The 22,166-nt window shown below is 64.1% G+C and carries 20 protein-coding genes and 1 pseudogene; 17 read left to right on the top strand and 4 right to left on the bottom strand.

Annotated elements, in window-relative coordinates:
• The coding region (locus tag KUM44_RS44685) for a glycoside hydrolase family 2 TIM barrel-domain containing protein (protein ID WP_302186135.1) at positions 1 to 1,238 on the bottom strand (1,238 nt) is incomplete at its 3' end.
• Positions 1,239 to 1,265: 27 nt separating this feature from the next.
• Positions 1,266 to 2,096: pseudogene (locus tag KUM44_RS46620) on the bottom strand (carbohydrate ABC transporter permease).
• Between the two features lie 351 nt (positions 2,097 to 2,447).
• Here KUM44_RS46620 and KUM44_RS44675 point away from each other — a divergent pair.
• The 17 genes from KUM44_RS44675 (at position 2,448) to KUM44_RS44595 (ending at position 19,324) form a co-directional block, all read left to right on the top strand.
• Positions 2,448 to 3,479 carry a ParB/RepB/Spo0J family partition protein gene (locus KUM44_RS44675; protein WP_217215616.1) on the top strand — a complete coding sequence of 344 codons (1,032 nt, stop codon included), beginning with the start codon at positions 2,448 to 2,450 and terminating at the stop codon, positions 3,477 to 3,479.
• Between the two features lie 65 nt (positions 3,480 to 3,544).
• On the top strand, positions 3,545 to 4,060 hold the full coding sequence (locus tag KUM44_RS47905; RefSeq protein WP_374202133.1) for an IS3 family transposase: 516 nt from the start codon (positions 3,545 to 3,547) through the stop codon (positions 4,058 to 4,060).
• Positions 4,061 to 4,899: 839 nt separating this feature from the next.
• Positions 4,900 to 6,054: an insulinase family protein gene (locus tag KUM44_RS44665; protein ID WP_217215614.1), complete on the top strand. Its 1,155-nt coding sequence runs from the start codon at positions 4,900 to 4,902 to the stop codon at positions 6,052 to 6,054.
• A 228-nt stretch (positions 6,055 to 6,282) separates the two neighbouring features.
• Positions 6,283 to 6,666 carry a hypothetical protein gene (locus tag KUM44_RS44660; RefSeq protein WP_217215607.1) on the top strand — a complete coding sequence of 128 codons (384 nt, stop codon included), beginning with the start codon at positions 6,283 to 6,285 and terminating at the stop codon, positions 6,664 to 6,666.
• Positions 6,644 to 7,666, top strand: a complete 1,023-nt coding sequence (locus KUM44_RS44655; RefSeq protein WP_217215606.1) for a serine hydrolase — start codon at positions 6,644 to 6,646, stop codon at positions 7,664 to 7,666. Before KUM44_RS44660 ends, KUM44_RS44655 begins: the two co-directional genes overlap by 23 nt.
• Positions 7,667 to 7,815: 149 nt before the next feature.
• Entirely contained in the window at positions 7,816 to 8,592 is a 777-nt protein-coding gene (locus KUM44_RS44650; protein WP_217215604.1) for a TauD/TfdA family dioxygenase, read from the top strand.
• A 75-nt stretch (positions 8,593 to 8,667) separates the two neighbouring features.
• Positions 8,668 to 9,915: an aconitase/3-isopropylmalate dehydratase large subunit family protein gene (locus KUM44_RS44645; RefSeq protein WP_254391014.1), complete on the top strand. Its 1,248-nt coding sequence runs from the start codon at positions 8,668 to 8,670 to the stop codon at positions 9,913 to 9,915.
• On the top strand, positions 9,915 to 10,415 hold the full coding sequence (locus KUM44_RS44640) for a 3-isopropylmalate dehydratase (protein WP_217215600.1): 501 nt from the start codon (positions 9,915 to 9,917) through the stop codon (positions 10,413 to 10,415). The genes KUM44_RS44645 and KUM44_RS44640 overlap by 1 nt, the downstream gene beginning before the upstream one ends.
• A gap of 836 nt (positions 10,416 to 11,251) precedes the next feature.
• Positions 11,252 to 11,845: a hypothetical protein gene (locus tag KUM44_RS44635; protein ID WP_217215598.1), complete on the top strand. Its 594-nt coding sequence runs from the start codon at positions 11,252 to 11,254 to the stop codon at positions 11,843 to 11,845.
• On the top strand, positions 11,845 to 13,041 hold the full coding sequence (locus KUM44_RS44630; RefSeq protein ID WP_217215595.1) for a YcaO-like family protein: 1,197 nt from the start codon (positions 11,845 to 11,847) through the stop codon (positions 13,039 to 13,041). The genes KUM44_RS44635 and KUM44_RS44630 overlap by 1 nt, the downstream gene beginning before the upstream one ends.
• Before the next feature lie 12 nt (positions 13,042 to 13,053).
• The gene (locus KUM44_RS44625; RefSeq protein ID WP_217215594.1) at positions 13,054 to 13,836 is read left to right on the top strand and encodes a SagB family peptide dehydrogenase; all 783 of its coding nucleotides are present in this window, start codon (positions 13,054 to 13,056) and stop codon (positions 13,834 to 13,836) included.
• 6 nt (positions 13,837 to 13,842) lie between these two features.
• Positions 13,843 to 15,078, top strand: a complete 1,236-nt coding sequence (locus KUM44_RS44620) for an MFS transporter (RefSeq protein ID WP_217215587.1) — start codon at positions 13,843 to 13,845, stop codon at positions 15,076 to 15,078.
• A gap of 218 nt (positions 15,079 to 15,296) precedes the next feature.
• Positions 15,297 to 16,559, top strand: coding sequence for an AMP-binding protein (locus KUM44_RS44615; protein ID WP_217215585.1), 1,263 nt, complete (start codon positions 15,297 to 15,299; stop codon positions 16,557 to 16,559).
• Complete coding sequence (locus KUM44_RS47075; RefSeq protein ID WP_217215583.1) at positions 16,543 to 17,022, top strand: acyl carrier protein; 480 nt, start codon at positions 16,543 to 16,545, stop codon at positions 17,020 to 17,022. The genes KUM44_RS44615 and KUM44_RS47075 overlap by 17 nt, the downstream gene beginning before the upstream one ends.
• Positions 17,019 to 18,443: an AMP-binding protein gene (locus KUM44_RS44605; RefSeq protein ID WP_217215581.1), complete on the top strand. Its 1,425-nt coding sequence runs from the start codon at positions 17,019 to 17,021 to the stop codon at positions 18,441 to 18,443. The genes KUM44_RS47075 and KUM44_RS44605 overlap by 4 nt, the downstream gene beginning before the upstream one ends.
• Before the next feature lie 387 nt (positions 18,444 to 18,830).
• Positions 18,831 to 19,124 carry a hypothetical protein gene (locus KUM44_RS44600; RefSeq protein WP_254391013.1) on the top strand — a complete coding sequence of 98 codons (294 nt, stop codon included), beginning with the start codon at positions 18,831 to 18,833 and terminating at the stop codon, positions 19,122 to 19,124.
• Positions 19,125 to 19,138: 14 nt separating this feature from the next.
• The gene (locus KUM44_RS44595; RefSeq protein ID WP_217215577.1) at positions 19,139 to 19,324 is read left to right on the top strand and encodes a helix-turn-helix domain-containing protein; all 186 of its coding nucleotides are present in this window, start codon (positions 19,139 to 19,141) and stop codon (positions 19,322 to 19,324) included.
• A gap of 661 nt (positions 19,325 to 19,985) precedes the next feature.
• Here the strand turns inward: KUM44_RS44595 and KUM44_RS44590 are convergent.
• Entirely contained in the window at positions 19,986 to 21,092 is a 1,107-nt protein-coding gene (locus KUM44_RS44590) for a ricin-type beta-trefoil lectin domain protein (protein WP_217215575.1), read from the bottom strand.
• Between the two features lie 178 nt (positions 21,093 to 21,270).
• Entirely contained in the window at positions 21,271 to 21,522 is a 252-nt protein-coding gene (locus KUM44_RS44585) for an RICIN domain-containing protein (RefSeq protein WP_254391012.1), read from the bottom strand.
• Between the last annotated feature and the right edge of the window lie 644 nt (positions 21,523 to 22,166).

Here is a 22,166-nt window from a genome sequence, read left to right as displayed (position 1 = left end):
ACGATCGACGGGTGGTTCTTGTCGCGTTCGACCATGCGGGCCGCGCGGTCCAGCAGGGCCGGGGTCCAGCGGTCGTCGTCGACGGGGTTGTCGCGCCATGCCTGCTCGACGAAGCCGTGGGTCTCCAGGTCGCACTCGTCGATGACCCAGAGGCCGTACTCGTCGCACAGGTCGAGGAAGGCGGGGTGCGGCGGGTAATGCGAGGTGCGCACGGCGTTGAGGTTGTGCCGCTTCATCAGCAGCACGTCCTCCCTCATGGTCTCCAGGTCCAGCGCGCGGCCCTTCTCGGGGTGCCACTCGTGCCGGTTGACGCCCTTGAACAGGACTGCTTTTCCGTTGACCTTGATCAGGCCGTCCTCCAGGACGACCGTACGGAAGCCGATCCGCAGCGGCACGCGCTCGCCGGCCGTGACCAGCTCGCCGTCGTACAGCTTCGGCGTCTCCGCCGACCACGGCTGCACCGCTACCGTAACCGGTTCCCCCGTGGCGACATCGATGTCCAGGGAGGGCACGGACACCCGCCCGTCGACGTCGGAGTCGACGCGCAAGGTACCCTCGCCCGTGACGTGGTCGTAGGAGGCGTGCACGAAGAAGTCGCCCGCGCTGCCCGTCGGACGGTGCAGCAGGGTGACGTCACGGAAGATGCCGGGCAGCCACCACTGGTCCTGGTCCTCCAGGTAGGAGCCCGCCGACCACTGGTGCACCCGCACGGCGAGCACGTTCCCTGCCGGCTTCAGCAGCTCCCCGACCGCGAACTCGTGCGGCAGCCGGGAGCCCTTGAACTCGCCGAGCTCCGTGCCGTTCAGCCAGATACGGGCGCAGGACTCCACGCCGTCGAAGCGCAGCACGGCGCCACCATCCGCCAGGTCCGGCCAGTCCTCGGGGAGGTCGAAGACCCGCAGGTGGTCCCCGGTCGGGTTCTCCGTCGGGACATGCGGCGGGTCGACCGGGAAGGGGTAGAGGTGGTTGGTGTAGATGGGCGAACCGAACGCGCCGTCTCCCTGGAGGACCCAGTGGCCGGGGACCGTGACCTCGGCCCAGTCCCCGGCGTCGTACCCCTCCTCGGCGAACGAGTCGTCCTCGGCGTCCGCGGTCGTGGACACCCGCAGGCGCCAGCTGCCGTTGAGGGACAGGGACTTGGCGTCGGAGGAGGCGTACCACGCGCGGGGCGGAAGAGCCCCGCTGCCGGGTGAGACGTCCTCGACGTAGTCGATGGCCGTGGTCGTGCGGAAAGACATCGGTCTCCAGGTCGTGAGTGGAGGGCGTCAGCCCCTGATACCGGTCTGCGCGACCCCTGCACCAGCCAGCGCTGGAGGAAGAGGACACGAACACCAGGGGAAGGATGGAGATGGCGGTGGCCATGAAGATCAGATGGCAGTTGACGGTCTGGTCGGTCATGAACGAGGAGAGTGCGACCTGCACGGTCCAGGAGCTCGGGTCCTGGCCGATGACCAGCGGCCACAAGAAGGCGTTCCAGGCGCTGATGAAGGTGATCGTGGCAATGGCCGCGAAGAAGTTCAGCGAGTTGGGTACGACGATCCGTCAGTATGCCCCAGTAACCGAGCCCGTCCACGCGCGCCGCCTCCTCCAGCTCCTTCGCGAACCCCAGGAAGTACTGCCAGAACAGGAAGCAGGTGAAATCACTGGGCAGGCCCGGGATGATCAGGCCGCGGTAGGTGTCCACCCAGCCGGGTGACGAGACCAGCACGAAGCTGGGCACGAAGGTGACGGCAGTGAGGACCAGGGTCGCCGGGACGGCGTAGCAGACTTTGTTGGCGTGCTTGTACGGGATACGGGCCAGACCGTAGCCGGCCATAGAGCACACAAGGAGGGTGCCGAAAGTGGTCAGGAGAGCGAGGGCCAGCGAGTTCGCCATGGAGCGGCCGAACTCGACCGTGGGGTCGTCGAACAGTTCGGCGATCTTGCTCCACTGGAAGGAGGGAAGCAGCTTCCAGTACTCGCCCGGGCTCTCCGGGTCCATGGAGAGGGCATTGCGGACGATCAGTTAGAAGGACCAGGAAGAGCAGGGCGGCGATGCCGACGGCTACCTGGAGTCCCTGGTTGCCGAGAACGTCCTGGCTCTTCTTGCGCCGCACGCCGGTCTGAGTGCGGTGGTCACGTGGACTCCGCACAGCATGGCCTGCGGACTTTTCTCAAGGGGTTAGTAAAGGGAGTGGAAAAACCTCCTTCTGTTCGGTGGGCGCCACTGTGGCGACATCTACGCTCCAGGGGCAGCGCCGCCCGAGTGAGGTCCGGATCCGAGCGTCCGCCTGTCACGGATATCGGCCGCCGTCCTCACTCATAGGTACTCAAATGCAGCAAATAGGCACGCCAGTTGAGCCGGCCGACCACCACGGGAAGATCGCGGTTAGCGAGGGTCGGCCGGGGGTAGGTCGACGAAAGCGCTTTCGATCAGCGTTACGAAAACCGTTGTACGAGGAGTTGGGATGGCCCAGCCTGACATCGCCGTTGCTGTCAGTGACACGTGCATTCGGCCCTACGAAGTATCCGACGACCAGAACGGGGGGCGACCAGTCGCGGACGATGGCGGCCCCGTCGTCCGCCTCAGGATCGATCAGATTCAGCCAGGGGACTCCCCACGGCTGAAGGACGTTGACGAGGCGCATGCACAACTCCTTGCAGATACTGAAGAGGCGCTGCCTCCGATCACCGTTCACCGGTCCACTCTCAGGTTGATTGATGGCAGACACCGTGTGCGAGCGGCGATAGTCCGGGGGGACACCTCCATCAGGGCGCGGTTGTTCGACGGAACCGAAGACGAAGCCTTCATCCATTCCGTCCAGGCCAACAATGCGCATGGACTACCCCTGACAGCCTCCGACCGCCGTGCCGCGGTGGTGCGCCTTCTGCAGGCGCGTCCCGAATGGTCGGATCGAGCCATTGCATACACGGTGGGCGTCTCTGCGCAGACCGTCAGCAAGGTGCGGCGTTCAACTGTCAGTTCCACTCAGTTGAACGGGCGAGTGGGGCTCGACGGGAGAGTCCGGCCGTTGAGCACGGCAGAGGGACGGCGCAAGGCCGCGGAGATCATGGCGGTCAAACCGGATGCCTCGCTGCGCGAGGTCGCCCGGGAAGTCGGGTTGTCCCCGGGCACGGTCAACGACGTTCGCCGTCAGATACGAGAGAGAAAAGACCTCACCGTACCTGCCAAGACCTTGCCCGCAGATGGAGTGCAGAGCCATGTGGTCAACCGGATCTCGACCCCAGCCGCTCCCTCCGCTCCGGACTCCGTGCTCTTCTGGCACCAACTACGCAAGGATCCTTCGCTGAACCTGACGCAGTTCGGCCGCAATCTGCTCACTCTCCTGCGGGCTCATCATCTGGACGGAGAAGTGGCCGAGTCGGTTCCCGCGCATTGCGTCGAGAAAGTCGCCGTATTGGCGAAGCAGTGCTCCATCGCCTGGGGTGTCATCGCCGAACGCCTCGAGCACCGCAGTGAGTTCACCGCGCAGGAGTGAGCGGTCCCCCCGGTCGTCCACGCACTCCAGGAACGAACGCGGGGCGGCTGTGTTGAGTTGAGACCATGCCACTTCCGCCATCTCTCCGCAGGGCATTGCGGCAATCACCGGAGCGTCATCCGGCATTGGCGCAGCATTGGCTGCTGGAGACGGAGCAGGAGATCCTGCGGAGGGCCGCGGAGTATTCGCCGACGAGACCACCTGGTGAGCCGTTGCCAGTGAAGGCCGCCCCGGCCCGCCTGGCGCGAGCCCGCGATGACGCCCGTCCCGCCAGCGGATACGGAGATCGCAAGGAGTCCGGCGGCAGCTACGGGGACTTGCGCGTCACGGCCGAGCTGAAGGCCGCCGGGATCGACGTCAACCACAAGCGAGCCGAGCGGGTGATGCGCCGCATCGGCGTCCAGGGGGCGCACCTGGTAGGTGGGTACCCCGGTACCGGAGCCGGAGCCGGAGCCGGAGCCGGAGCCGGAGCCGGACCCGGCACCAGGCTTGCTACAGGTGGCAGCGGTGTTGGACCCGCACTCCAAGCGGCTCGGGGGCTGGTCGATCGCCGGCCCCATACGCACCGAGTTGGTCATTGACTCTGCCGGGTGAGGTTCCGGTCCAGACCGTTGAGGTGGCCCGGTTGGCGTTCCCGAAGGGCTGTCCGTGGAGGGCCTGTCGGGCCGCCAGGCGGCCGCTGCCGTGAGCGGGCACATCGACTGGAAGTATCTTCTGGGGCGGGAGTCGACCGATCCAGGGTTCGATCACTTCCACGCGGGCTGCGCCACGAGGCGCTCTGTCATATCCGCGGTTTAGCCGAAAGAAACTCGGAGGAAGGTTTCTGAGTCTACCTGGATCTCAAAAATGAGAGGGACCATAGCATGTGAGAAAGGTATCCCTTGTGTTCAGGCACTTCTTCCCCAGCTTTCCGGAACGCCGGCGCCGCATCGACCAGGCCCTCTGCTTGAGCAGCGGCCATCCAATGCGGCGCCGAGGATGGTGACGACGGCTGCCGCGTGGAAGACCTTATGGGTGTCGCCGCCGAACAGCATCCTCGGCGTTGACTATCTCGGCAGTGTGCTGGGACTGTGTGCTAGTCACGTCGGCAGATAAAGAAAGTCCTGCCTGAAATGATGCCTACTGTGACATACAAGCCGCGTCGGGCAGTGGGCGATAGGTATCCTCCGGCCGATACTCCAGATCCGCGTTAGGCGCCTGGGCCATCAATTGGCTGGTCTTGGAGGGAACTCGTCATCCGCCACGATTCCGACCGAACCGACTGATACGTCAACAGGGCCGCAGAACCATCAATATCGGACTCGGTGACGGAGGGGCGAGAAAATGAGTGAACTTCGTTCGATCAGCCGCATCGGAAAGCCACTTGAGATGGCAGCCGACCTCATGCAATGGGAAACGATCAGCCTGTCGGAGCACTGAGGTGAACGGAATCCAAGAAGTCACTCCAGGGCTGGGCTGGCGGGAACACTACGGTGATGTGGGTGCATTTGCGCTCGCCTTCCCCGCCGGTTTTCAGCTGGAAGGCACCGACCGGCCTGGTCTCGCTCACTTCACCGAGCACATGCTCATGGCGCCGCGGGATGAACACGCGTACCCGTACGCCCAGCTTGAGGGACTCGGATGTCTGCTGGAGGCGCAGACAAGGCGCGATCATATGATTGTCGCCGTCAGTGGACCCCAACCACATCTACTGCAGGCGATCGAGATGTTGATCGCCCACCTCGTCGATCCGAAGCGCCAGAGCGGCACTGCCCTTCAGCAAGCTGAGATCATCCACAACGAAGTGCTGTACAAGACCAGGCTTGCCCCGTGGGCGGATACCTGGCGCTGGTGCATCCCGGCACCGGGCGCAGGAATTGGCGTGGACCACGACCCGATTCTTGCTCCGGCGCTCGACGGCTCGGCTGTTTATGAAGACACGTGGCCGGAGTTCGCTGCGAACCATGTTCGTCTGGAGCGGTGCAGTGCCGCTGTGGTGGCCGATTCGAGGTTGGTGTCTCCCGACGCGGTGGATTCGGTGCTCGGTCCCCGAACTCTGCCCGACCCCCTTGCTGCCACGCTTCGTGAGGAACCTACTCGAATACCGTGTCACGAGCCGACCATCGGGCCGAATCCACTCGCAGCCGGAGACAGGAGCGAAATCGTACTGCCTGTCCAAGCCAATGATTTGTGCGGGCAGAGCGCCGCGTTGGTCGCGGCCAAGCTTGTGGCGACAGCCGTTGCCATGGTCGGGAACGATTTCCCGGCGAAAGTGCAGTACGGCCTGTTTGACGAGTGGTTCAGTGAACAGGCGCCGACCGTCATCACGGTGTCATTGTCTGCTGCATGCGATGTCACTGAGCTTGAGCAACAGATACCCGCGCTTCTAAGAACCATCACGGATCCCCACTCACTCACGCAGGCTATTACGCAACTGTCAGACGAGTGGGCCGCGCGCACCAAATCGCCGTCGACATGTGCGCGATCGATGGCCTGGATGCTGCTGGGAAACCGGCTGGGCGCTCCTTTTGCACAACTCGACCCCCACCTTGTCGAGCGGAACGTATCCGCAGCCACCGTGCTGAGGGGGCTGTAGATGCTGCTACCCATGACACGTGTGAATCGCTGGGGGGTCAACCTGGACCTCGTCCGGCGTCCGTCGCACTTTTGCGCAACCGCGTCAGTAGATGTCACCTCCCCGGACGACGTCCTGTCATGGCTGTGTCTGTGCGAGCACCTCGCGGGGGGCTTCTCAAGTCCCCTGATGCGCGCGGGCCGGCTCACCGGGACCGTGTACCGAGTTCACATGTCTCTACTTCCAGGCATGCCCGGCGAAGGCATCGTGGTGCTGGCCTTCACGTCGTCCAAGAAGACCGAGCCGACGAACCTGTCGCTGATCCATCGGTCGATGGCGGAGATCCTGGAATCGGGCGACGTAACAGCCGAGCAGTGGCACAGCGCAGCACTGCGTGTGAAGACCCGCATGATGACCGGAGACAGCCTGGCACGTCGCTCCCCCTGGCACCGTTTCCCCTACGACGCTCAACTCGTCGATCCGCTGTCGTGGGCTCAACAAAATCCTCCCGAACTTGATGCCTGCCGCAGGTTGCTGGTGACGTTCGTACATGAAATATCCGAACATCGGGCGGCGGAGGCGAATACACAGTACAGAGCCGATCGCGTGGATGGCTGCCATGAGCACAAATGAACCCGCGATGCATATCCGTCGACTGCTCGAGAAGTGGGTCGAACGCCGGATCATTCTCGGAGCCCAGGTCTTCTATCAGCACCATGACGAAGAATGCCACATCGTCGCGGGAGAAGCAGCTTCAGGAATCGACGCTACGCCCGATACTGTCGGGCGAATATACTGCACCAACAAATCGGTCCTGGCCGTCGCCGCAGGAATTGCATCGCAAGAAGGGGTCATGACCCTGGAAGATCGAGTGGCGCGCTTCTTCGACGAGTGCACGCCGTCCATGGCCGAGGTAAAAATTTCCGATCTGCTTGGGCACTCTCTTAGGCTTCCCCCGACCCTGTACAAAAAGGTGTTATGTCTCGATGAGCGGGCTCGTCTCATCGTTGCATCTGCATCGCTGCAAGAAGGGGGCGCTCACTACAACGCACAGACCACGTCAGCTGTTCTCGGTGCCATTCTCGAAAAAGTGTATTCACTTCCTCTTGAGCGTGTCATCGATGAGAAGGTGGCTCGACCACTTGCCCTCCCGAACCTGGCACTTCTGCCGCGGTCGCGCCGGCAATATGTTCCACTGCACCGTCGTGACGGAAGCATGAAATTTGTCCCGATGGACGACGAGGCGCGGGGTCTGCATGCCGCGAACCCTGGTCAGGCGGGCGTGTCGACGGTTGCGGACATGGGTGTTCTCTACGCGGATATCTTGAGTTCCCTGGAGGGCCAAGGAATCTTGCTCGTTCCGCCAACAGTCACGCGACTCCTCCAGAACGGCCCGTCAGTACAGCTGTATGATTTCGGCCGACGCAGCTGGGGCCTCGGATTTCAACGTGACCTGTCGCGAGACCTTCTGGGTGATGGTTGGGGCCCCGACACCTTTGGGCATTTGGGAACTGCGCCGCGACGCATAGTCGTACTCAATGTGGCCGATCCGGGTTCTCGTCGAATCCTGACTGTCAGGTTCTTCAGTGCCGTCAGCGACCACATCGTCCAGCAACTCACAGCGATCCCATGACCCGTCACCGCGGCTATGCAAGGAAGCCGCCCGTCCCGCTTTGTCGATCGAAGGGTACTCACCCAGAAACGCGAGGGATTTAAATGCATGTGGAGAGTATGTCATTTCGGGCTTTCGATGTGGCGGCCCTATCCTCTTGGTCCAAGGGGGTGAGTGACAAAGAAATATATAGCCGAGAGGAACAGTCCGAGCTGCTTGGACTCCTGGAAAATCAGCCCGGATTTGCAGAATTCCGCAAGCGGGCTCAAACTGCGGTGAATGAATCCGGTGCGATCATCGTGAAGGACGTGGATACCGACTCCGAACCCCTGCTCGTGGCCTTGGCGGCCATATTCGGTTATGTGGATGCAGAAGGGAACGGGTTCCCAAATCGAACGGTTTCCGAGATCCGGCACGTTCCGGGAAAGATCAGTCTCAATTCTAAGGACAACGGACGGTTCGCTCCGCATACTGATTCAACATTTATGGTGAAACCGCATCGCTATCTCATCATGGGCGTCGTGGAGCACGACCCGGATGGACAGGGCGAGACCACGCTCATGGACGGTTATGGAGTCCTACAGGGTTTGACGGATGCTGAGGCACGCTGCCTCCGCCGGTTTCGGGTGCCGTTCTCGGTGGACGGGAGAGCCGAGTCGCCTCGCCTGGCAGTTCCTATCCTTGCGGACCGTGGGGGACGCACCATGATCCGCTATCGGGCCGACGTGATCGTCCGTGATGCGTTGAGCGAGGAAGCGAGCGAGGAGTCGTGGAGCGCCCTGCAAAAATTTGAGCGCCTCACAGCGGAGCATCCGAGTGTATCGCGCACGTTTCTGGAGCGAGGATCAGTGATCATCATCGACAACTGGCGGGTGTTGCACGGACGGGACCATTTTCCGAACCGCTCTCCTCGGCTTCTGAAGCGGCTCAAGGTGAAGTCCATTTGAAATGGTCGTACTGCGGGGAGACTTCAGGATGATCGAGCGCGACCCCCTAACGAAGAAGGGCGGTGTCCTATGGGCATGACCATGGTCGAGAAGATCCTCGCCCGCAAGGCGGGCCTGGATCATGTGAGCCCCGGAGACAGCGTCGTATGCGACGTCGACATGACCGTCATGTATGACCTCGAGTTCGGCCCGGGTTGGGACCAGCCCTTGAAAATCCGCGACCCGGAAAAAATCGCGGTGACCATAGACCATACCGTTCCGGCCCCCAGTGTCCGTGATGCCCAAAGCGTCACCAACGCCCGCGTCTTCGTCCGCGACTTCGGGATCAGTAAGTTCTACGACGTCGGCCAGCACGGCATCTGCCACCAGATCATCGCCGAGAACGGACTCGCCCGTCCCGGCGAGGTCCTGGCTTGCAGCGACTCGCACACATGCGCAGCAGGCGCCTACAACACCGTCGCATGCGGGCTCGGTCCGGCCGAGGTGTATTCGATCATCTGCACCGGCCGAACGTGGTTCGCGATCGCTCCCACGATCCGCTACGAATTCACGGGCACCAAGCCGGCTGTAGTCTCCGGCAAGGACATCTTTCTGTACATCGCCGGAACCTATGGCGACGCAACCGCCAATAACCTCGAATACGGCGGTACTGGACTGGTTTCCATCCCTATGAACGACCGCCGTACGATAGCCACCCAAGGCGCCGAAATCTCAGCGGACTTCTCCACCTTCCCCGTGGACGACCTAACCCGTGAATTCCTCGCCGCCCACGGTGTGCCCCCGGACTCTTACGAGGCCGCAGATCCTGACCCGGACGCCGCCTACGCCGTCGTCCGCACGGTCGACCTATCTGTCCTTGAGCCGTATGTAGCCCGTCCGGGCGGCGTCAGCAACAACACCTTGCCTGTCTCCGCCATCGAGAAGCGCCCCGTTCAGCAGTGTTTCATCGGCTCCTGCGCCAATGGCCAACTCGAGGATCTGCGAATCGCCGCCGATGTCGTACGGGGCCACAAGGTTGCGCCCGGGGTCCGGCTGCTGGTTACCCCGGCCTCCCAGCGCGTCTATCGGGACGCGATGCGCGCCGGTTATCTTCAGGATCTCGCCGACGCCGGCGCGGTGGTCACCAACTCCACCTGTGGCGCCTGCTTCGGATACCACATGGGTCTGCTTGCCCCGGGCGAGGTCTGCCTCACCTCCTCCACCCGCAACTTCACCGGCCGTATGGGGAGCCCTGAGGCGGAAATTTACATGGCTTCCCCCGCCACCGTCGCGGCTTCCGCTCTCACCGGCTACGTCACCCATCCCGAGGGAGTAACCGTCTGATGGGCACCCGTATCACTGGACGCGTGTGGGTCGTGGGTGACTCCGTCAACACCGACGCGATGTACCCGGGTTTCGCTATGAGGCTGCCGAGGGCCGAAGCCGCGAAACACGTTTTCTACGAGCTGCGTCCCGGCTGGACGGACCAGGTCGCATCGGGAGACATCGTGGTCGCCGGCCGCAACTTCGGTCTGGGCTCCTCGCGCCCCGTCCCCTCACTGTTCCTCGAACTCGGCATCGCGGCGCTGGTCGCGGAAGAATTCAACACCCTCTTCTTCCGCAACTGCATCAACCACGGATTGCCGGCCCTGAAAGTTCCCGGTGTCCGCGCGGCGTTCGCAGACGGCGACACCATGACGCTGGACTTCGCTGAAGGCTGGGTCGAGAACGCCGCTTCCGGAGTCCGGCTCGACGGCGGTGTCCTACCCCAGCTGGTTCTGGACATCCTCGCGGACGGCGGAATCTGGGCCAAACTCGTACGTGAAGGCTATGTCCCACACTGATTAAAAGGGGGGACCCTTCCCGTCGCAGATTAGACGGTGTAGCCACTCAAAGGCGCCAATCGTTGTACAGGTCACGCCTGCCAGCACGCATCCACGAGATTTCCTTATGACTGCAAGGGCTGTCCCGTCATGCCCGCGCAGGCCTTGCCGTGCCGCCTGGCGTTCCTGGCCGACGCATGCTCTGGAGCAGGCTGGCGCTTCTGCTTGTGCATCAGCCGGAGATAACTGCCATGCGTGTGGAGGAAAGTTATCCAAACCTTCAGAAGCTACCCGAGCCGAACCTGCGTAGTTGACTTTCTTTGCTTCGTGATGCGACCTTGTGACCGTCCTACCCGCAATCACCAACAAGAAAGGTTGGTTTGAAATGCCGAATGAACGGGCGATGGTTCCGGGATCGAGTGACAACGGCCGTTCCCGGGCGATGGTTCCGGGGTCGAGCGACAATGGCCGTTCCCGGGCGATGGTTCCGGGGTCGAGTGACAACGGCCGTTCCCGGGCGATGGTTCCGGGGTCGAGCGACAATGGCCGTTCCCGGGCGATGGTTCCGGGGTCGAGCGACAATGGCCGTTCCCGGGCGATGGTTCCGGGGTCGAGCGACAATGGCCGCCAGTAAGAAGACGACCACCGCCTAGCAGGCCAGGAACCCGATCCCGGTATTTGAACTATCGTGGATCATTCCCGGTTTGATCAGTACAACCTGATGCGGAGTTCGCCGGGTGCAGCTTCGGTGCCGGCACTCCCGGCACCGAAGCTGCACTTAAAGAATGAAGGGCTGAGATTGTGAGTGATCAGCGAGGTCGGATGACCGGTGCGTCCGTGACAGATGGAGTGGGCCGGTGACGTTCCCGCCCGTTTACATATCCAGGGTCCACCTCCAGTCGGCCGGGGTGTATCCGTCGCTCCGCACCGAGCTGACAGCACTGCTATTTGGTGAGGGCGGCATCTCCTCGGTGGAGAGCGGCGAACCGTCACCTAAGAATGCGCTGTATGTTGACATCATTCCGCCTGGCGGCGTCGATGAAAGCCTTCCAGACGCCCTTAACTGGGTGCGACGTGGTGGCCTGCACTTGCCCGTCGTCGTCCAGGCGAATCACACGCTGATCGGACCGCTCACCAATCTCGGTTACTCGGCTTGCCTGCAGTGTGTCGGGTACAGGGGCGCCTTCGATGGCGCGACACCCGCGGCGGATGCGGCCACGACCGATGCCCCGATCGATCTCCCGGTGCTCGTCGCAAGGCTCGTCTCGGTGACCGTCGCGCAGGAGGTCGATCGGATCACAGACGCCGTCGACGCCTTGCCCATGACCTTGGGCGGCTTGATACGGGTCGACCACGGCGTGGGTACCGTCAACGTGGCAAAGGTCAGCCAGGTCGATGGCTGCGAGATGTGTTCGTCCCTGATCGAGCTCCATCTGCAAGGAGCGTCGTGATGAGCGGCACCCGCCAGTCGCTGACACAGCGCATCTTGCTGCTGGAAGAACTGCTCATCGGACAGAGCGGCCATGTCTCCTCCATGCAGCCTCTTGACGACTTCTACAACGACGAGCCGCGGGGCCAGGGTTGGGTCGCACAGCTGCCGCCCAACACGCATCGGCCACTGGGGACGGCCCACAGCCCGCGGGCCACGGGTGGCCGGGGGAGGGGAGTGATATCACGCTTGAAAGCCTTGATGGAAGCAGCGGAGCGAATCTGCCTGAGCACTGTGCCAAAGGAACGCCTTCGGTACGGATCCGCCGTGGAGTTCGACAACTGTATTCCAGCTGAAGCGTTTCCCGCGCCGTGGCGGGATTCTTCAGTGTGGCAAAGCGCGATGCACTGGTGCAGTTCCACCAGGATCGGTCGCCCGTCCTCAGATCCGGTCCTGGTTCCCGCGCAACTGGTCTACTGCCCCTACGGGGAACCCGACGAAGAGGCGCTGCTCTGGGATCCGAGCAGCAACGGTGCGGCTGCGGGGTTCTCCCTCGACGAGGCAGCGGCACGTGCGACGCGAGAGGCGTTCGAACGGCACATCATCGTGCTCTCCCATTACTTGCAGCTGGGGGGGCAGGAACTCGACTGGCGCGACCTGGCGCTGGATCCCGGGTCCTACGCGATGGGAATGGAAGCTACGGCCCTGGGTCTGCAGGTGCGCGTGACGTGCCTGGTCAAGGAGCCCTTCCCCGTGGTGGTTTGCTGCGCGATCGACCCCTCCGGCAGGTTTCCGGCGCTCACCACCGGCAGCGCGTGTGGTGTCTCGGTGGAGCAGGCCGCCAGCGGTGCGATGAGCGAGGCCCTCCACGCTCGCCGACAGGCGCGGGATTTCTTGGTGAATGCCCCGGTCGTGGATGTGGCCGCCCTGGAGACGATCGAGGAGCGTGTCGTCTACTGGGGGATGGCGCACTCCGCGGGGAAGCTTGATTATCTGTTCGGGAACTCCATGCCGCTCGATGGCGCGTATACGGACGGTTACCTGGACGAGGGATACGTGGTGGACATCACGACGCCATTGTTCGCTGAGGCCGGAATCGCCGTTGTCAAGGTCGTGTACCCACGACTGCAGCCCATGTTCTTCTCCGAGAGCAGGAAGCGGATTCTTGGCGCTCCGGACCAGAGTGCGACTGCATCCGAGCCGCACCCCTACGCATGACGGGACGTTGATATGTTGGCGGACAAGGGAGCAGTCGCTTCTGCGCTCGACTTCCATCGGACAACCTACGCTGATGCGGCGATGCTGTCCGACTGGGCGATGCTGTCGGTCGATGATTGGCCCGACGAGTGGTTCGTGTACAACGAGAAGTGCTTTCCACGGCTGGAGCGAATACAGCTCCAGGAGCCCGAAGCCGCCCCTGCGGGCCTGGGTCACCAGTGGTTGGCCGGCCGGCGCAGCAGCCGTGCCGCGCTGGAGGAGACGTCACTCACCGAGCTGTCGAACGTGCTCTGGTACACAACGCACTCGGAGCCGACGGAAGATCGCGCTCCAGGCAGCTGGCATCGGCCCTATCCCTCTGCTGGGGGGCGCCTTGGATGCGAATTCTATGTCATTGCCCAGAATGTCACCGGACTTCCGTCAGGCGTCTACAGCTACGGCGTGGCCGGCCATGAGCTGACCCGGTTGCGTTCTCGTGTAACCGAGCCCATGCTGCGCTTTATCTTCGGTGACGGGTGGGTGGCGCGGACATCCGCGGTTATAGCCGTCACACTTTCCACGGACAGACTTGAGACGAAATACGGCGGCAGGGGATACCGCTACGGCTTGATCGAGACCGGTGCCGCCACCCAGACGCTCTGCCTCGTTGCCGGGGCCCTGTCCATAGGAACCTGCGTCCTCGGTGGATTCGCTGACATCCCCCTGGGCCAGCTTCTCTTTTGTACACCGAACTCAGAAGTTCCGGTTGTGACCATTGCCATCAGTCAGAATCTTCCGATCACCGCTCGGCCCTAAGAGAGGATGGCGATGTTCCTCTCTGCTAAGCAAGAGGCACTGCGGCCCATCAAAGCGCTGCGTAGAGCGACCACATTTTCGAGCCTTGAAGACGGCGCGTTCGCCGTGGTACTGCCGGTTCTCGCGCAGCAGTCGACGGGAAACACCGGTGTGGCGGTGGTCTTCGTCGCGGTGACAGCCCCGTGGGCGCTGGCGTCCGTGCCGATCGGATATCTCGCGGACCACATGTCCAGAACAGAGCTGATGCGAGTCGTGGCATTCCTGCGAACAGGGATTTCCGTCCTGCTCGCCGCTCTGTACCTGTTCGACAGCGTCGTGCCGGCGCTGGTTCCCATCTTGGCGTTCGTTCTGGCCTGCTGCGGGGTGGCTTCGGACATAGCGCGCCAGTCCCTCGTCCCGCAACTGCTTCAGGATCCTGACCGGCTGGTCGCCGCCAACACGGAGATCGCCAAACTCTCCCTGCTGTACGGCGGATTCATCGGCCCCCTGCTAGGGGGCTGGCTACTGACCCTGGGCCAGTCCGCTGCCACGCTTGCCCTCGCCGTCTTCGCCGCGGTCACCATGATCGTGACGCTGGGACTGCCGAAGACCCCTGCCCTGCTCGACGAGCCCATGCGCGCGCAGACCATGGTGGCGATGGGACTGGAGGGCTTCCGTCATGTCTACCAGCATCGTGTGCTCACCAAGCTGGCCATACTGAGTTTCGGGGTTTCCGTTGTCTGGTACGTATGGGAGACATCCTTCACGGCTTATGCACTGGCCGACAACGGCCTGAACGCTTCGAGTTTCGCTTACTCGATTCTTCTTCTGGCCAGCACGGCCGGCGCGTTCGTCAGCAGTCGGGCGGTGCAGTACATCACCCGGAGATTTCCCGTGCCCACGGCGCTTGCGATGAGCTTGGCCGGCTGGGTGATCTGGTTCATCGTTCCCGCTCTGACAGCGAACTGGCTGGCCATCCTCCTGTGCCTCGCCGTCGGCGGCAGTGCGGGCCTGATGTGGAACACCATCACGATCACAGCGCGCCAACTGGTCACACCCGGACACCTCTTGGGTCGGACGACGGCTGCATACCGGATGCACACGCGCACGGGACGCGCGGTTGGGGCAGGCCTTGCGGGCTTGCTGATGGCGCACATGTCCTGGCAACACATCTTCGCGCTCTGCGCGGGCGTCATCGGAGTCACCGCTGTCGGAGTTCTCCTTCTGTCCCGTTCCCGAACCATGCTTGAGCCGGAGTCGTGATGTCGTCGCCCGCAGGCCGACGGAAGGGTGGCTCTTCGGAAGAGTGGATGCCGGCCGCATGCCTCGTCCTTCACGCGCAGGACGGCAGTACGGAGACGCTACAGCCGGACGCTGTTCGAACGCGAATATCGCTGATCCGTGAGGAGTTCGGGCGGGCTGTGGGCTCGGAAGCATCGGTCTGCCTCCTGCCCAACAAGCGAGCACCCTTCAGTCGTTACGTGTTGGAGTTTCTCGCGGCCTTGGGGATGCCGAACCCCGTGGTCATACCCGATGGCGATACCAGCGGCTTTTCGATCGGGCGACTGGCTGAGCTGGGACTGGCGGCCCACGCACTCGGAGGCGCAGAAGACGGGTTGCAGCGTGATCTGCTCAAGGGACAGACGTCCTTGCCTCCGCTTGCCGTCCTGCTGAGAACGGGCGGCACCAGCGGTAGGTTGCGCTACGCGGTGAACACCAGTATGCGCCGAGCACTGGGGCGGGACCGAAGGCTGGGCCTGGGAAGGGCACTCGGGCTCGACGACGGGCTCCGTGTATCCCTGGCCGGATCGATTCATCACGCCGCTCATCTGAGCATGTTCCTGGATGCGTTGAACTACCGGTCAGAAATCCACGTCTACGAGAAGCCTGATCCGGCACAGGTGCTGAACGAGGTGCGCCAACACGGCATCCAGTGGCTCGTTGCCACGCCGATGCACCTACGCATCATGCAACGTCAATTGCGGGACGACACAGCAGGGGTGGGCCTGAAGACGCTCGTTCACATGAGTGCCGCCTGCCCGTTGCCGGTCAAGCGGTTCTGGCACTCGGCGCTCGGTCCCGAGAACGTCTATGAAGTGTTCGGCGCCTCCGAGGGGATCGGGACCACCATCGCCCGCGGCGACGAGTGGGAGAAGCGTCCAGGGACGGTGGGCCGAGGTTTCTACACCTCCGTGGCGGTCATGGACTCCTCCGGCCGCCCCGTCGCACCCGGTGATCTGGGCGACGTCTACTTCCGGTTCGGAGCGTCGGCGCGACCACTGCATGTCGGACAGCAGGACAACGTCACATGGACCGGCGACGGGTACGTCAGCATCGGTGACCGGGGCCGACTCGACGCGGACGGATACCTGTATTTGGAACCGAGGCCGCAGCTCAGGATCACCGTCGGCGGGACCACAGTTCTGGCCACTGACATCGAGGACGCAATGCTGGATGTGCCGTGGATCCAGGACGCGGCTGCGGCCGGCGTCACCAACCACGTGACAGGCCAGCGCGTCGTCTGCTTCGTCGTCTGCGGCGGCTTGAGCCTCGAGGCCCGGTCTGCCGAGCTGATGGCGCGTCTGCGACGGGTTCTGCCGCCCGCCGCAGTTCCCCGCCGGATCATCGAAGTCGATGCTATTCCCCGGTCAATCGCGGGCAAGATCGACCGTACCTTGGTCTCAGAAATGGTGCAGAAACTTTCCGCACGAGAGAAGGGCAGTGCCAGTGCTCACTCTTCCTGATAACCACCACTTCGCGGGTGTTTACCGTATCAGGGAGGACGGCAGCTGCGTGGCGGCCGTATCCCTCCGCTCCTTCATGTCCGTCCCTGAAGTGCGTGCCGCCTTGAGCGAGATCCTCGCGATGGATTCGGAGCGGATCGTTTTCACGATCCTTCGTTCGGGGGACGAGTTGGAGGCCGACGCTGTCAGTGACAAGGCGGTCGGGACCAGGAGGTTCCACAGGACGAAAGCCCCGCAGGGTCCCGTGGAATCGCTGTTGGTGGAGAGAATATCCCTCACGCTGCCCGAAGCGGCCGATCTCAGCATGAGCGACACCATCCAGGATCTGGGCGGTGATTCACTCTTCTGTCTTGAACTGAGCGAGGCCATCGACGGCGTGTGGGGGGTCGAAATCGAGCCCGTGGATATCTTCCGTATTTCGTCCCTGGGTGCCCTCGCTGCGGACATTGAGGCACGGCGATGACGTTCGGCGCCTTCGATCTTTTGGCCAACGGCGCGAGCGGCTCGATGGCCTTTGCCGATGACACACGGATGATCACCCGTCAGCAGGCCCGTGAGATCGCCGACGACATCGCCCGTTTTCTGGGAGACGGCGCCAAGAAGCTCGTCATGGTCGAGAACCCTCGTACTGTCGCAGGGGTCCTTGCCTACGTGGCCGCACTGCGAGCCGGCCATGCGGTGGTGCTGGTGGAATCCGCCGGCCATGGAGACCTGTTGGCCGACATCGAGCGACTGCGCCCCGATGTCGTGCTGGGCCCGTTGGGCGTGAGGGCATCGGAGGCGTCACCGCACTACCGCAGTCAGGCAGAGGACGTCCCTCACGGCGGGGTGGCCCGCCGCCTCGTCGACGCGTGTTCAGCGGAACTGGCGCCGAATCTTGCCCTGGTGGCCCGCACGTCAGGCTCCACGGCGCAAGGAAAACTGGTACGGCTCTCCTACGACAACCTCGCGAGCAACGCCCACAGCATCGGGCTGGCGACGGACATCGACGTATCAGACGTCGTCGCGACGTCACTGCGCCTGGACTACAGCTTCGGCTTGTCCATGGTCAACTCCCATCTAGTCGCCGGCGCCACCGTCGGACTGACCACGGCATCGCCCACCACGGAGCGCTTCTGGGCGGACGTCGGGCGTCTGCGCGTGACGTGCTTCGGCATGGTTCCGTCTACTGTGCGATTCATCCTGCAGCACCCCGACTTGCCGACGAGGCTGTCTTCCATGCGGTCGCTTCTCGTAGCGGGCGGGCCGCTGAAAACCGATTTCCTCCGACAGCTTCGCGCGGCTGCCGGCCCCAGCGCCTCGGTGTACTACATGTACGGTCAGACGGAAGCTACCGCGCGGATGACCTGCCTGCCTCCGACTTTGGCCGACGAGCACGAGGGAAGCGTCGGACTTCCCGTGTTCGGCGGACGGATAAGGATTCGCGGAGTAGGAGGGGAAGAAGTCGCTCCGGGGCAACCGGGCGAGGTCTGCTACTTGGGCCCCAACGTCATGCTCGGCTACGCCATCACACGCGACGACCTCGCCCTGCCCGCTCTCGGAGAACGTGAACTGCGGACCGGGGACGTCGGGCGGCTGAAGGACGGCGTGCTGTATCTCGAAGGACGTGTCGACCGACAGATCAAGATCCTTGGCGAGAAGGTCAATCTCGACGCCGTCGAAGCCGCAGCGACGTCCGCTCTCGACGGCGTCGCCACCGCCGCCGTATTCATGGAACCCGATGAGGTCCACCTTTTTGTCGAGGGCGACTCGGACTGCCTCAAACGGTTGCGCTCAAGGGGCTCGGCGGGTCTGGGAGTACCGCTTGGCTGCCTCAAGCTGCGCACGGTGACGAACCTCCCAAAGACACCTTCGGGAAAGGTGAAGTACTTCTCGCTTAGCTGAGAACCCTCCCTGTCGGGCTTGCTTGGATTGGACAACAATGGAGACGATCGCCAACTGGTGGTGGCAGTGGCGGACGACGGCTTGATGGCTTCGGCGCCAGTGCGACCAGTGGAGTCGGTGCCAGGGCGGGTCGTCGTCGGCGGGGAGCCTGGCCGCGGCCCGGTCGTAGACCTGAGGCCGCTTCGCACCATCCCCGCACAAGAGCCGCTCCCAGGCGTCCTCCGGTGCACCGGTCAGAACATGGAGCCTTCGCCAACTTGAAGTCGCAGGTCAAAGGGCTGGTGTGACCAGTTTTCGGGATGCTCGCGCTGGTCGTCGGCGGCTGTCTGTGGAGTAGACCATCTGGCGGAGTTGTCTCGGGGCTGGGTCAAGCGTCGGGACAAGTTGTTGAGCGTTGGAGGTCTGGAACGGACCACTGCGCGCCGTGCGGAACTGGACGAGCTCGAAGCGCAGCTGGCCAAACAGCTGGCGGAGGTAAGAACCGAGCCGGACGAACTCGCCGTCGCCGAACGTGTCCTTGACCGAGTGAGCGAGCAGCTCGCCGACGAACGCTTTTCGGCCGCGCCGGCGCCTGGGCAGGTGGGCGGCCGGACGGTGATGCTGATCCCGCACCGGACGCCGGATGTGGAGGAGACCATGCTCCCGCCGGACTACCAGCGCATCCGGACTGCCGTGCGGTAGTCCGCCGGAAACATTTGCGGCTGCTGTCGGCCAGGCGCCACCTGCTGGCCGGCGACGCCACCTCCGCCGAGGTCGCCCACACCGTGGGATACACCAGCGCGACCCAGTTCAGCCGCGAATACCGGGCCTTCTACGGACTGCCACCCGTCCAGGACATCACCCGACTGCGCGCCGGGCTCACACCACACCACGCGGTGTAGGCTTCCGGCCCCTGCGTGGGGCTCTATTTGCCTGTGCGGTTTCTGCCGCTACTCCCCAAGGGCCGTGCCGTCAGCATGCCGGTCCCGGCGACGAGACCACGGCACCTCAATCGCGCGGTAGAACATCGAGCGCGCCTTGCTCACTCTGACGAACCTCGAAGTCAACCGCTGACAAACCATCTACTCCGCAGACAGCCGCCGACGACCAGCGTGAGCATCCCGAGAACTGGTCACACCAGCCCTTTGACACAAGGGCGGCTAAGCCGCGCAACGGCCGTTCTCGCAGGTCAGGACCGCAACAGGGGTGAGTTGCAGTTCTCTGTTGCACCACGTGTTGCGCGCGGCGGCGGCAGCGTCCGATGCGGCGGCATGGTGACGCTGCAAGGACGCGGGCCGGCTGCCAGGCTGGGCACATCTGACCCGCAAGGTGATCGGGAACTCTACCTGTGCCGTCGACGAGGCCGGGTGCTCAGGGGCAACGGCCGCCGGATGGTGACGCGCGGTGCTCCTCCTGATTCCCCTGTAGCAGAGCTGAGAACCGCGAGCGGCCCGCCGTACCAGTGTTCCTGGTGCGGCGGGCCGTTCCCTGTTCGGGTGGTCGGCCCTGGGTCGGCCTCACGCGAGAAGAACCCGGAAGGGGTTCAGACCCCGGGAGTGGGGGTCATCCGGTGGCGAGGGTGGTCCACTTCTGGTTGGCGCCGCCGTTGCAGTCCCACAGCACGAGCTGTGTGCCGTTGGTCGCGGAGGCGCCCGGGACGTCGAGGCAGCGGCCGGAGGCGGGGTTGCGGTAGCCGCCGTTGAAGGGCTGCCAGACCTGGTTGGCGCCGCCGTGACAGGACCACAGCTGCACCTTGGTGCCATTGGCTGTGGCCCCGCCGGCGGCGTCGAGGCACTTGCCCATGGAGCGCAGGGTGCCGTCGGTGTAGGCGGACCAGTACTGGTTGGCACCGTCGCCGCAGCTCCACGTCTGGACGGCGGTCCCGTCGGTGGTGGCGGCGCCGTTGACGTCCATGCACTTGCCGGCGACGCCGGACTGTACGCGGGCGGGGGCGGGGGCAGGGTTCCTCAGCCACCCTGCGCTGTCCGCGGCCTGGACGCCGCGGTGGAAGGCGTCGGCCATCTTCCGGTAGCCCGCGTCGTTCGGGTGCAGGACGTCGTCCAGGTCGGCCGTGGTCAGGCCGCTCATGTCGACGTAGGCGACGCGCTTGCCCGCGGCCTGTGCGTCCCTCACGATCTGCGGGATCGCCTGGTTGTACGCGCCCCGGTACTGCTCCTCCGAGCCGCTGGTGGACACGACCAGGGAGGCCACGAGGACGGTCGCGTCGGGGGCGGCGACGGTGATCTGGTCGACCAGCGACCTCAGCCGGGCGGTGGCGGTGGAGACCTCGTAGCTCTCGTTGAGGTCGTTGGTGCCGATGTGCAGCGTCACGACGTTGGGCCGGTAACGGGTCAGCGAGGCGTCGGCGAGTGCGGCGACCTGGTGGATCTTGTATCCGGGGTGGCCTTCGTTGTCGGGGTCGGACATCGAACCGCCCCGCACCGTGCCCACGAAGTCCAGCGGATGGCCGTCCGCCGCAAGCCCGTTCCACAACGGCCCGCGGTAGCCGTTGCCGGTGCTGCTGCCCACGCCCCAGGTGATCGAGTCACCCAACGGCATGACCCGCAAAGGGGTGTCGGAGGCGGCGGAGGCAGGGGCCACACCCGCCGCCGTCACCCCGAGCACGGCGGCGACAAGCGTGACCAGGGAAAAAATCCAGGGCTTTCTCATACAGGCGTCCTCTTCTGCGAGTGATGGTGAATTAGCGGGTGGGGGATAGCCCTTGGTGCCAGCCACTCGGCACCTGTTTTGCCACCGATCTGGGCCGGACAACTCCGCCCTCACTGAGCGTCCCGGCGGCTCACACCGCGAGGATCTGCCAGTCCTGGTTGGAGCCGCCGGTGGAGGGTCAATGGGTGACCTTGGCACCGTCCGCGGGGGAGGCGTCCTTGACGTCGGCGCACCAGCCGTTGTGGACGTTGACGAACTGGTAGTAGCCGTTGGTCGAAGGCACCAGCCCCACGACTGGTTGTCGCCGCCGTCGTCGGTTCACTGGTTGAGTCCGTCGCCCTGGCCGGAACCGCCCGGGCTCTGCTGGTTCGCTCCACGGCCACTGGATGACCGCGCCGCCGTCGGCGGTCGAGGCGCCATTGACGTCCATCACCTTGCCGCTCTCGCGGGTTCACCAGCCGGACGGTCCCGGCGTCAGCACTGAAGGGACGGTCGTGGACCCCGAAGTTGCGGATCGAGGCCCGGACGCCGGAGGGCAGCCCGCTGACCGTCACCCGTGGGCAGCGTGCCTGAGCGCGGGGGCGAAACGGCTGCGGCAACCGTCATGGCGGCCACGCCGGGCAGCACGCCGCGGCGACTGATCGGTCGGACAACGTTCCTCTCCTGACTCTTCCCAGAACAGCACGGACCGTGTGAGCCTCTGGTTCAGAGCAACGGGTGGAGGGCCGTCGCGGTGGTGGACCGCATGCCAACGCCTACGCGGGTACATCGGATGTATCAGGGGGCTTTACTGGCTCTAATACTCCAGTTGCAGTTCGCTATTCCTGCTGGTCAGGGGTGTGTTCGTGAGTGCACTTGGCTGATGTGCCGTCAGGTGGCGGGAGTTCGTGACTTCGGGTGCTGCGGCGGTAGTGACAGCGGCGTGCGTTGGCCTGGTGACGGCGGCGCCAGCGGGACCAGTTCAGTGCGTGGCGGGTGCGCCGTAGGTGCGTCAGCGTGGGGCGGCCAGTTGCCAGGAGTCGCCGGATTTCCGCCACGGTGAGCGGGGCGAGATCGCCGGAACCGATTCTGCGG

This window comes from Streptomyces sp. AC550_RSS872, assembly GCF_019049285.1.
Lineage (GTDB): Bacteria > Actinomycetota > Actinomycetes > Streptomycetales > Streptomycetaceae > Streptomyces.
Note: the sequence above shows the minus strand (reverse complement) of the source record. Positions and strands in the feature narration are given on the sequence as shown.